Annotated in this window: 11 protein-coding genes; 10 read left to right on the top strand and 1 reads right to left on the bottom strand. The window is 68.0% G+C overall.

What is annotated here, in order from left to right; all coding sequences use genetic code 11:
- Window position 1 precedes the first annotated feature (1 nt).
- The 3 genes from JG743_RS13845 to JG743_RS13835 are packed head-to-tail and all read left to right on the top strand — an operon-like array spanning window position 2 to window position 2,150.
- Window positions 2–634, top strand: a complete 633-nt coding sequence (locus JG743_RS13845; RefSeq protein ID WP_202301165.1) for a precorrin-8X methylmutase — start codon at window positions 2–4, stop codon at window positions 632–634.
- The gene (locus JG743_RS13840; RefSeq protein ID WP_202301163.1) at window positions 631–1,389 is read left to right on the top strand and encodes a precorrin-2 C(20)-methyltransferase; all 759 of its coding nucleotides are present in this window, start codon (window positions 631–633) and stop codon (window positions 1,387–1,389) included. The genes JG743_RS13845 and JG743_RS13840 overlap by 4 nt, the downstream gene beginning before the upstream one ends.
- The gene (locus JG743_RS13835; RefSeq protein WP_202301161.1) at window positions 1,386–2,150 is read left to right on the top strand and encodes a precorrin-3B C(17)-methyltransferase; all 765 of its coding nucleotides are present in this window, start codon (window positions 1,386–1,388) and stop codon (window positions 2,148–2,150) included. The genes JG743_RS13840 and JG743_RS13835 overlap by 4 nt, the downstream gene beginning before the upstream one ends.
- On the opposite strand, the gene JG743_RS13830 is transcribed toward JG743_RS13835, so the two are convergent.
- On the bottom strand, window positions 2,114–2,881 hold the full coding sequence (locus JG743_RS13830) for a cobalt-precorrin-6A reductase (protein WP_202301159.1): 768 nt from the start codon (window positions 2,879–2,881) through the stop codon (window positions 2,114–2,116). The two genes, JG743_RS13835 and JG743_RS13830, sit on opposite strands and share 37 nt — an antisense overlap.
- A 1-nt stretch (window position 2,882) precedes the next feature.
- On the opposite strand from JG743_RS13830, the gene cbiE reads away from it, so the two are divergent.
- Genes cbiE through cobT form a run of 7 tightly spaced genes read left to right on the top strand, consistent with a single transcriptional unit; the run spans window position 2,883 to window position 9,208 of the window.
- Complete coding sequence (cbiE, locus tag JG743_RS13825; protein ID WP_202301150.1) at window positions 2,883–4,124, top strand: precorrin-6y C5,15-methyltransferase (decarboxylating) subunit CbiE; 1,242 nt, start codon at window positions 2,883–2,885, stop codon at window positions 4,122–4,124.
- Window positions 4,121–4,507 carry a cobalamin biosynthesis protein gene (locus JG743_RS13820; RefSeq protein ID WP_202301148.1) on the top strand — a complete coding sequence of 129 codons (387 nt, stop codon included), beginning with the start codon at window positions 4,121–4,123 and terminating at the stop codon, window positions 4,505–4,507. The genes cbiE and JG743_RS13820 overlap by 4 nt, the downstream gene beginning before the upstream one ends.
- Entirely contained in the window at window positions 4,504–5,268 is a 765-nt protein-coding gene (gene cobM / locus JG743_RS13815; protein WP_202301146.1) for a precorrin-4 C(11)-methyltransferase, read from the top strand. The genes JG743_RS13820 and cobM overlap by 4 nt, the downstream gene beginning before the upstream one ends.
- Window positions 5,265–6,083, top strand: coding sequence for a uroporphyrinogen-III C-methyltransferase (cobA, locus tag JG743_RS13810; protein ID WP_202301144.1), 819 nt, complete (start codon window positions 5,265–5,267; stop codon window positions 6,081–6,083). The genes cobM and cobA overlap by 4 nt, the downstream gene beginning before the upstream one ends.
- The gene (locus tag JG743_RS13805; RefSeq protein WP_202301142.1) at window positions 6,080–7,393 is read left to right on the top strand and encodes a cobyrinate a,c-diamide synthase; all 1,314 of its coding nucleotides are present in this window, start codon (window positions 6,080–6,082) and stop codon (window positions 7,391–7,393) included. Before cobA ends, JG743_RS13805 begins: the two co-directional genes overlap by 4 nt.
- Before the next feature lie 3 nt (window positions 7,394–7,396).
- A complete protein-coding gene (cobS, locus tag JG743_RS13800; RefSeq protein WP_202301140.1) occupies window positions 7,397–8,173 on the top strand; it encodes an adenosylcobinamide-GDP ribazoletransferase in 777 nt (258 codons plus the stop codon).
- A gap of 24 nt (window positions 8,174–8,197) precedes the next feature.
- A complete protein-coding gene (gene cobT, locus JG743_RS13795; protein WP_202301123.1) occupies window positions 8,198–9,208 on the top strand; it encodes a nicotinate-nucleotide--dimethylbenzimidazole phosphoribosyltransferase in 1,011 nt (336 codons plus the stop codon).
- Window positions 9,209–9,357: the final 149 nt, after the last annotated feature.

Here is a 9,357-nt window from a genome sequence, read left to right as displayed (position 1 = left end):
CATGGCGGCCTACGACTATATCCATGACGGCACAGCGATCTACGAGCGCTCCTTCGCCATCATCCGTGCCGAGGCCGACCTGTCGCGCTTTTCGGACGCCGAGGCCGATGTCGCGATCCGCATGATCCATGCCTGCGGCCAGGTCGAAGCCGCCAGCCACTTTGTTTTCTCCACCGATTTCGTCGCCGCCGCGCGCGCCGCCTTGTCGACCGGCGCGCCGATCTTCTGCGATGCCGAGATGGTCGCCCACGGCGTCACCCGCGCCCGGCTGCCGTCAGGCAATGAGGTGATCTGCACGCTGCGCGACCCGCGCACCGCCGAGATCGCCAGGAAGATCGGCAACACCCGCTCTGCCGCTGCGATCGACCTCTGGGGCGAGCGCATGGCCGGATCGGTGGTCGCCATCGGCAACGCGCCGACCGCGCTCTTCTATCTGCTGGAAAAACTGCGCGACGGCGCGCCGAAGCCGGCGGCGATCATCGGCATGCCGGTCGGCTTCGTCGGCGCCGCCGAATCCAAGGACGCGCTGGCCGAGAACTCCTATGGCGTACCCTACGCCATCGTGCGCGGCAGGCTTGGCGGCAGCGCCATGACCGCCGCGGCCCTCAACGCATTGGCGAGGCCAGGCCTGTGAACGCGATTGCAAAAGGCCGTCTGGTCGGCGTCGGCACCGGTCCCGGCGACCCCGAACTTCTGACGCTGAAGGCTGCCCGGGCATTGGCCGAGGCCGACGTCGTCGCCTATTTCGCCAAGCGCGGCAACAACAGCAACGCCCGCGCCATCGTCGAGGCGCGCTTCCGGCCGGATATGATCGAGCTGCCGCTGCTCTATCCGGTGACGACCGAGATCGACAAGGATCACGACGACTATCGCTCGCAGATCACGGATTTCTACGAGGAATCAGCTGAGAAGGTTGCCGAGCATCTCGACGCCGGCCGGATGGTGGCGGTGCTGTCGGAAGGCGACCCGCTGTTCTATGGCTCCTACATGCACCTGCATGTGCGCCTTGCGCATCGCTTCCCGACCGAGGTCATTCCGGGCGTCACCGCCATGTCCGGATGCTGGTCGGCGACCGGCCTGCCGATCGTCCAGGGCGACGATGTGCTGACCGTCCTGCCGGGCACGATGAGCGAGTTCGAGCTGACGCGACGCCTGGCCGACACCGATGCCGCCGTGATCATGAAGGTCGGCCGCAACCTGCCGAAAATCCGCCGTGCGCTGCAGGCGACCGGCAAGCTCACGAAAGCCGTCTATGTCGAGCGCGGCACCATGCCGGGCAGCGTCTCCATGCGGCTCGCCGAGAAGCCGGACGACAAGGCACCCTATTTCGCCATCGTGCTCGTCGCCGGCTGGTCGGCCCGGTCAGGTGCCGCCGGAGCCAAGGCATGAGCGGCCGCCTCACCGTCATCGGCCTTGGGCCCGGCAATGCCGATCAGGTCACGCCGCAAGCGAGCCGTGCCGTGGCCGAAGCCAAATTCTTCTATGGCTACAAACCCTATCTCGAACGGCTCGAGCTTCGCCCCGACCAGACCCGCATCGCCTCCGACAATCGAGAGGAGCTCGCTCGCTCCAACGAGGCGCTGGCGAAAGCCGCCGAGGGCCACGACGTCGCCGTGGTCTCCGGCGGCGACCCCGGCGTATTCGCCATGGCGGCGGCGGTGTGCGAGGCGATCGAGGCTGGCCCCAAGGAATGGCGCGCAATCGACCTCGCGGTCGTTCCAGGCGTCACCGCCATGCTTGCGGTCGCCGCACGCATCGGCGCACCGCTCGGCCACGATTTCTGCGCCATCTCGCTCTCCGACAATCTGAAACCCTGGGAGCTGATCGAGCTGCGCCTGCTGGCTGCCGCCGGCGCCGGCTTCGTCATCGCACTCTACAACCCGATCAGCAAGGCGCGCCCCTGGCAGCTCGGCCGCGCCTTCGAATGCCTGAAAGCAATCCTGCCCGGCACCACGCCGGTGATCTTCGGCCGCGCCGCTGGCCGGCCGGACGAGCGTATCGACGTGCATCTGCTGGCGGACGCCGATGCGGAAAAGGCCGACATGGCCACCTGCATCATCATCGGTTCGCCCGAGACCCGGATCATCAAGCGCGGTGAGCGGCCCGCTTTGGTCTACACGCCACGCTCGGCAACGGGCGCGAAAAGATGATCGACCTCGGCGGCCAGCTGATCGACGGTCTCGGCCGACGGAACGTCCGGCACGGACGGTCGACGGATCATGACCACTTCGATGCCAAGCGCCCGCGCCGCGGCGATCTTGCCGTAGGTCGCTTCGCCACCACTGTTCTTGGACACGACGGCATCGATCCCGTGTTTTTGCAGCAGCGCGCGTTCGTCCGCTTCCGGAAACGGCCCGCGCGCCAGCAGATAGATAGCGTCGGGCACAGCCAGCTTCGGCTCGACCGGGTCGACGCTGCGAATGAGATAATGGTGCTGCGGAGCGGCTTCGAAGACGCCGGCCTCCTGTCGGCCGATCGCCAGGAAGACACGGCGTGGCGCCTTGCCGAGCGCCATGGCCGCCTCCGCCGCGCTGTCGACCAGCGTCCAACGGTCGCCCGCCAAGGGTTCCCAGCCGGGACGCCGCAAGGCAAGGATCGGCACGCCGGCTTGCCGGGCCGCTTCAGCGGCGTTAGCCGAAATGCGCGCCGCGTAAGGATGCGTGGCGTCGATCAACAGGTCGACCTTTTCCCGGCCGAGATGAGCCGCCAATCCGTCCGCGCCGCCGAAGCCGCCGATGCGCACCGGCACGCCTTGCGCGACGGGGCTTTCGGTGCGGCCGGCCAGCGACAGCGTGACCGAAAGATCGGCGCGCGCCGCCAGTCTTCCCGCCAGTTGCCGGGCTTCGGTGGTTCCGCCGAGGATCAGAATGCGGTGGGTCATTATGCCTGCTAAGGGTTCGCGCGCCGCAAAGCTCACGCCAAAATGGCTAACGGTGGTCGGCATCGGCGAGGACGGTGTAGCGGGTCTCGGCGACGAGGCCAAGAAGCACATAGCGCAAGCCGAATTCATCTTCGGCGGCAACCGGCACCTCGCGCTCGTCGCATCCCTTGCCAAGGGCGAGGCCCGCCAATGGCCGACGCCGTTCGACGCCGAGATGCGCGACGTGCTGGCGCTCGAAGGCAGAAATGTCTGCGTGCTCGCTTCCGGCGATCCGTTCTTCCACGGCGTCGGCGTCACGCTGGCGCGCAAGGTCAAGTCGCAGCACATGCTTGTCCTGCCGGCGCCGTCGTCGCTGTCGCTGGCGGCGTCCCGCCTCGGCTGGGCGCTGCAGGATGTCGAGGCGATCTCGCTGCACGGGCATTCGATCGACCTGATCCGGCCTTTGCTTCAGTCCGGCGCGCGCATCCTGGCGCTGACATCCGACGGCGACGCGCCGGCGGCTATCGCCCGGCTGCTCGAAGAACTTGGCTTCGGTCCGTCGCGGCTGACAGTCCTCGAAGCGCTCGGCGGCCCGCAAGAAAGCGCGCGCGCAGCCAGGGCCGATGCCTTCGATCTCAAAAACATCAATCCGCTCAACGTGCTGGCGCTGGAAATTGAATCGACACCAGATGCGCGCATCCTGCCGCTGACATCAGGCCTCGCCGACCACCTGTTCGAACATGACGGCCAGATCACCAAGCGCGAGGTCCGCGCCGTCACGCTCTCGGCGCTGGCGCCAAGGCGCGGCGAACTGCTGTGGGACATCGGCGCCGGCTCGGGCTCGATCGGCATCGAATGGATGCTTGCCCACCCTTCCCTGCGCGCCATCGCCATCGAGGCCGACGCGACGCGCGCCGCACGCATTCGTCACAATGCCTCGCATTGCGGTGTGCCTGGCCTTGTCGTGATCGAGGGCTCGGCGCCCAAGGCGTTGGCGAAGCTGGATACACCAGACGCCATCTTCATCGGTGGTGGCGGCAGCGACGCCGGCGTGCTGGAGAAGGCGATCAAGGCGCTGCGCCCCGGCGGCCGGCTTGTCGCCAACGCGGTGACGCTGGAGATGGAGACGCTGCTGCTTGCCCAGCACATCAAGCACGGTGGCGATCTCACGCGCATCGCCATCTCCCGGGCCTCGCCGGTGGGCTCGATGCAGGCCTGGCGGCCGGCCATGCCGGTCACCCAATGGAGCTGGGTGAAGCCATGATGATCGCGGGCATCGGCAGCCGGAAGGGTGTGACAGCCAGCGACGTGCGCGCCGCCGTCGAGACCGCGCTCGAAGCGCATGGATTGGCAATGACGGCGCTGTCGGCGCTGGCGACCGGCGAAATCAAACGCGACGAGGAAGCGATCTTCCTCGCCGGCCGCGACCTCGCTTTGCCTGTGATCGTCGTCTCGGACGATGCATTGCAAGCCGCATCATCCGGCACGCTCAGTCGCTCCGCCCTGTCGCAGTCGAAGGCCGGCACGCCTTCGGTTTCGGAAGCTGCGGCGTTGGCCGCCGCCGGCAACGGCGCAAAACTGCTCGGGCCGCGCACGGTGCTCGGTCCTGTCACCTGCGCCATCGCGCTCGGTGGAGATGCGTCATGACCGTTCATTTCATCGGCGCCGGCCCCGGTGCGGCCGACCTCATCACTCTGCGCGGCAGCCGGCTGCTGGCAAGCTGCCCGGTCTGCCTCCATGCCGGCTCGATCGTTGCGCCCGAACTGCTGGAACATTGCGCGCCCGGCACCAAACTGATCGACACGGCGCCGATGTCGCTCGATGAGATCGAGGCCGAATATGTCGCCGCCCACACGGCCGGCCTGGATGTCGCCCGCCTGCATTCCGGCGACCTTTCGGTTTGGAGCGCGGTGGCCGAGCAGATCCGCCGGCTGGAAAAGCACAACATCCCCTACACGCTGACGCCGGGCGTGCCTTCCTTCGCCGCCGCGGCGGCGGCCCTTCGCCGCGAGCTCACCATTCCCGAACTCGCGCAAAGCCTGGTGCTCACCCGTGTCTCCGGCCGCGCCTCGAAGATGCCGCCCGGCGAGACGCTGGCCGGCTTCGGCCGCACCGGGGCGACGCTTGCCATCCATCTCGCCATCCACGCCATCGACCGGATCGTCGCCGAGCTGACGCCGCTCTACGGCGCCGACTGCCCGGTGGCGGTCGTCTTCCGCGCCTCCTGGCCGGACGAGCGCGTACTGACCGGCACGCTCGCCAGCATCGAGGCGCAGTTGGCCGAAGATCCGATGGAGCGCACGGCGATCATCTTCGTCGGCAGCGCGCTCGCCGCCCAGGATTTCGGCGAAAGCTCACTTTACGACGCCCACTACCAGCGGCGTTTTCGCGGACGGGACGGATTGTGAACGGCAGCGCCAACAACAGAAACGGACAGGCCACGGTGGAGCAGGCGCTGGCGCGGCTGAAGTTCAAGCCGCGCGAGTTGGAGCCCGGCCATGTCTGGCTGGCTGGCGCCGGTCCCGGCGACCCGGGCTGCCTGACGCTAGAGGTGCTGGCCGCTCTCGGGCAGTGCGATGCGCTGGTCTATGATGCGCTGGTCTCGCCCGACGTTGTCGCGGTCGCGGAAGGTGCAGAGCTCTTCTACGCGGGCAAACGCGGCGGCCAGCCATCGATGAAGCAGGACAATATCACCGCCCTGCTCGTGCGGCTGGCGCGCGAAGGCCGCCGCGTTGTCCGTCTCAAGGGCGGCGATCCCTACATTTTCGGCCGCGGCGGCGAAGAGGCGCTGGCACTCGCGCGGGAGGCTATTCCTTTCCGCGTGCTGTCCGGCCTGACCTCCGGCCTCAGCGCGCTCGCCGCCACCGGCATTCCCGCCACCATGCGCGGCATCAACAAGGCGGTCATCCTGGCCACAGGCCATGCCGCCGGCACCGATGACGATCTCGACTGGGCGGCGATTGCTCGCACCGGCCAGCCGGTGGTCGTCTATATGGGAATGGCCAATCTGCCGCGGATCGCCGCTTCGTTATTGGAAGGCGGACTGGCGCCGTCGACGCCGGCCGCGGTGATCGTTTCCGCGACGACGCCGCAGGAGCGCACCGTCGTCGCCACGCTCGCCACCATCGCCGAGGAGGCCGCGGCAGCCGGCCTGGCTTCGCCGGCGCTGATCGTCGTCGGCGGTATCGTCGCCATGCGCGCGGCACTGGCGGGTGGAACATGACGGCACGCGCCATCATCATCGGCGCGCCGCGCTCCGGATCGGGCAAGACCAGCGTCACCATCGGCATATTGCGCGCGCTGGCCCGGCGCGGCCTGAAGGTGCGCGGCGCCAAGTCCGGGCCCGATTACATCGACCCCGGCTTCCATACCGCCGCCACCGGCCTGTCCGGCGTCAACCTCGACAGTTGGGCGATGCCGCCTGCCCTGCTCAACGCGCTCGCCACCCAGGCGGCCGGCGATGCCGATTTCGTCATCCTCGAAAGCGCCATGGGCCTGTTCGACGGCATCCCCGCGCCGGAAGGCCGCACGGGCTCGGCCGCCGATCTCGCCCGGCTCTACGGCCTGCCGGTGCTGCTGGTGCTCGATGTATCGGGTCAATCGACCACTGCAGCGGCGGTCGCCAAGGGTTTTGCCACCTACGACCCGGACGTGCGCATGGCCGGCGTCATCCTCAACCGGCTCGGCAGCGAACGCCACCGGCGGCTGTCAGGCGACGCCATCGAGGCGATCGGCCTGCCGGTGGTCGGCGCCATCCTGCGCGATCCAACGCTCAACCTGCCGGAGCGGCATCTCGGCCTCGTCCAGGCCGGCGAGTATGAGAACCTGATGGCGCATCTCGATCGGCTGGCCGACATGGCCGAGAAGTCGCTCAACCTCGACGCCATCATGGCGCTGGCAACTCCGCTGGCGCCGATGGCGGGCGATTTCGGCGACGCGCTTCATCCCCCCGGCCAACGTATCGCGCTGGCCGAGGATGCCGCCTTCACCTTCCTCTATCCGCATGTCGCCACGCATTGGCGCAAGGCCGGCGCCGAGATCATCCCCTTCTCGCCGCTCGCCGACGAGGCGCCCGATGAGAATTGCGATGTCTGCTGGCTGCCCGGCGGCTATCCCGAACTGCATGCCGGCAGGCTGGCGGCGGCCACGAACTTCCGGACGGGAATGGCGCGCTTCGCCGCGACAAAGCCTGTCCATGGCGAGTGCGGTGGCTTCATGGTGCTGGGCGAGACGCTGGAGGATGCGGCCGGCGAGACGCACAAGATGCTCGGCCTGCTCGGCCATTCGACCAGCTTCGCCAAGCGCAAGATGAATCTCGGCTACCGCGAGGCACGCCTGCGCGCCGGCTGCCCGCTGGGAGCCGCAGGCATGCTGATCCGCGGCCATGAATTCCACTATGCCCAGATGACCGCTACCGGAAATGACGAGCCGCTGGCCGATCTCGCCGACGGCCAGGGCAATCCGCTCGGCGCCTCCGGCTACCGGCGCGGCCATGTCAGCGGCACCTTCTTCCACGCCATTGCGAGGGGCTGAGGCATGAAGCTCCAGAACGTGACCCTTTCGCTCCGGCAAATTCTCGACGACATCGCGCTTTGCCTGGTCTTCTTCACAAGGCTGCCGCTGCCCGTCTTTGATTTTCGCGGGCGCAGCCTCGCCGCCGCTATCTGGGCCGCCCCCGTCGCCGGCCTTGCTGTCGGCCTGATCGGCGCGGTCGTCTACGCCACGGCGGAACGGTTCGGGCTTGCCATGGGTCCGGCGGCAGCACTTGCGCTTGCGGCAACATTGCTCACCACCGGCTGCCTGCACGAGGACGGGCTGTCCGATGTCGCCGACGGCTTCGGTGGCGGCAAGTCGAGCAGTCGGAAACTGGAGATCATGCGAGACAGCCGCATCGGCGCCTATGGCGCATCGGCGCTGGCTCTGTCACTGCTGGTCCGCTGGAGCGCGATTTCTGAATTTGCCGACCCCACGCAGGCGCTCCTGGCCCTCATTGCCGCACATGCCGCTTCGCGCGGATTGCTGGGCGCCTTCATGCATCTCCTGCCCCCGGCGCGGTCCGACGGCCTCTCGGCCGGCGCCGGCACCGTCTCGGTCGAAACCGCCATAGCCGGCGCCGTGCTCGGCGCGATACCGCTCCTCTTGCTTGGGTTTGGCGGTGCGGTTTTCGCGCTGATCCTGCTTGGCCTGGTCTTCGCCGCCTTCCACGCGCTGTGCCTCAACCAGATCGAGGGCCAGACCGGCGACACCGTCGGCGCGCTTCAACAACTCGGCGAGATCGCAATCCTGCTCGTCGCGTCCGTATCCCTGTCCTGACTCTCTTTTGGAGACCTTGCCCCCATGTCCTTCAAATCCCTCGAAGACCTGCGCGCCGCCTGCCTCGACCTTTCCGCAGGCAGCGACACCGCGGCCAATGCCGTCGCTCGCCGCCAGGACACACTGACCAAGCCGCAAGGCAGCCTCGGCCGGCTGGAGACCATCGCCGCCTGGCTGGCGCGCTGGCAGGGCCGCGACATGCCGAAGCTGAACAAGGTGAAGGTCTTCGTCTTTGCCGGCAATCACGGCGTCACCGCGCAGGGCGTCTCGGCCTTCCCGTCTGAAGTCACCGTGCAGATGGTGGCGAATTTCGCCGGCGGCGGCGCCGCCATCAACCAGCTCGCCCGCATCGCCGGCGCCGAGCTCGACGTCATCCCACTCGACCTCGACCATCCGACCGGCGACTTCACTGAAGTGCCGGCGATGGACGAAAAGACCTTCCTCGCCGCCGTCTCGGCCGGCTACGACGCTGTGACGAAAGACCTCGATCTCGTCTGCTTCGGCGAGATGGGCATCGGCAACACCACGCCGGCGGCAGCCATCTCGGCCGGCCTGTTCGGTGGCGGCGCGGAAAAATGGACCGGGCGCGGCACCGGCGTCGACGACGCCGGCCTCAAGCGCAAGGTCACTGCGATCGAGGCGGGCCTCAAGCGCCATGCCGACGCGCTGTCCGATCCGCTGAAGATCGCCGCCGCGCTTGGCGGCCGCGAGCTCGCCGCCATCTTCGGCGCCACGCTCGCCGCGCGCCACAACAATGTGCCGGTGCTGCTCGATGGCTTCGTCTGCACCGCCGCCGCGGCGCCCTTGGCACGGCTGCACCCGACCGGCCTCGCACACACCATAGCGGCCCATGTCTCAGCCGAATCCGGCCACCGCCGCCTGCTCGAATCACTCGGCCTGCCGCCGCTGCTCGATCTCGGCATGCGGCTCGGCGAAGGCTCCGGCGCCTGCCTCGCAGTCAACATCGTGCGTTCGGCGCTGGAATGCCACGCCCGCATGGCAAGCTTCGCCGAGGCTGGGGTTTCGGAGAAATAGATATCGATGGCATTGCGCCATGGGTCGTTCGTCTAGTGACAGAGTCGCGCGCTGGCGGGGCTATATGTCAGCATGAATTTCCGATCCTCCACCATGGAAGATTCGCTATGCCGTCTCGCCGGGTGTAGGGTGCCTTGTCGTTCGATCTA

This window comes from Mesorhizobium sp. 131-2-1 (assembly GCF_016756535.1).
GTDB lineage: Bacteria > Pseudomonadota > Alphaproteobacteria > Rhizobiales > Rhizobiaceae > Mesorhizobium.
Note: the sequence above shows the minus strand (reverse complement) of the source record. Positions and strands in the feature narration are given on the sequence as shown.

Bases quoted from the DNA above. Each gene is read 5' to 3' on its own strand.
- cobT (WP_202301123.1), top strand. From the start codon at position 8,198: ATGTCCTTCAAATCCCTCGAAGACCTGCGCGCCGCCTGCCTCGACCTT.
- JG743_RS13835 (WP_202301161.1), top strand. From the start codon at position 1,386: ATGAGCGGCCGCCTCACCGTCATCGGCCTTGGGCCCGGCAATGCCGAT.
- JG743_RS13805 (WP_202301142.1), top strand. From the start codon at position 6,080: ATGACGGCACGCGCCATCATCATCGGCGCGCCGCGCTCCGGATCGGGC.
- cobM (WP_202301146.1), top strand. From the start codon at position 4,504: ATGACCGTTCATTTCATCGGCGCCGGCCCCGGTGCGGCCGACCTCATC.
- JG743_RS13820 (WP_202301148.1), top strand. From the start codon at position 4,121: ATGATGATCGCGGGCATCGGCAGCCGGAAGGGTGTGACAGCCAGCGAC.
- JG743_RS13830 (WP_202301159.1), bottom strand. From the start codon at position 2,881: ATGACCCACCGCATTCTGATCCTCGGCGGAACCACCGAAGCCCGGCAA.
- cbiE (WP_202301150.1), top strand. From the start codon at position 2,883: ATGCCTGCTAAGGGTTCGCGCGCCGCAAAGCTCACGCCAAAATGGCTA.
- cobS (WP_202301140.1), top strand. From the start codon at position 7,397: ATGAAGCTCCAGAACGTGACCCTTTCGCTCCGGCAAATTCTCGACGAC.
- JG743_RS13845 (WP_202301165.1), top strand. From the start codon at position 2: ATGGCGGCCTACGACTATATCCATGACGGCACAGCGATCTACGAGCGC.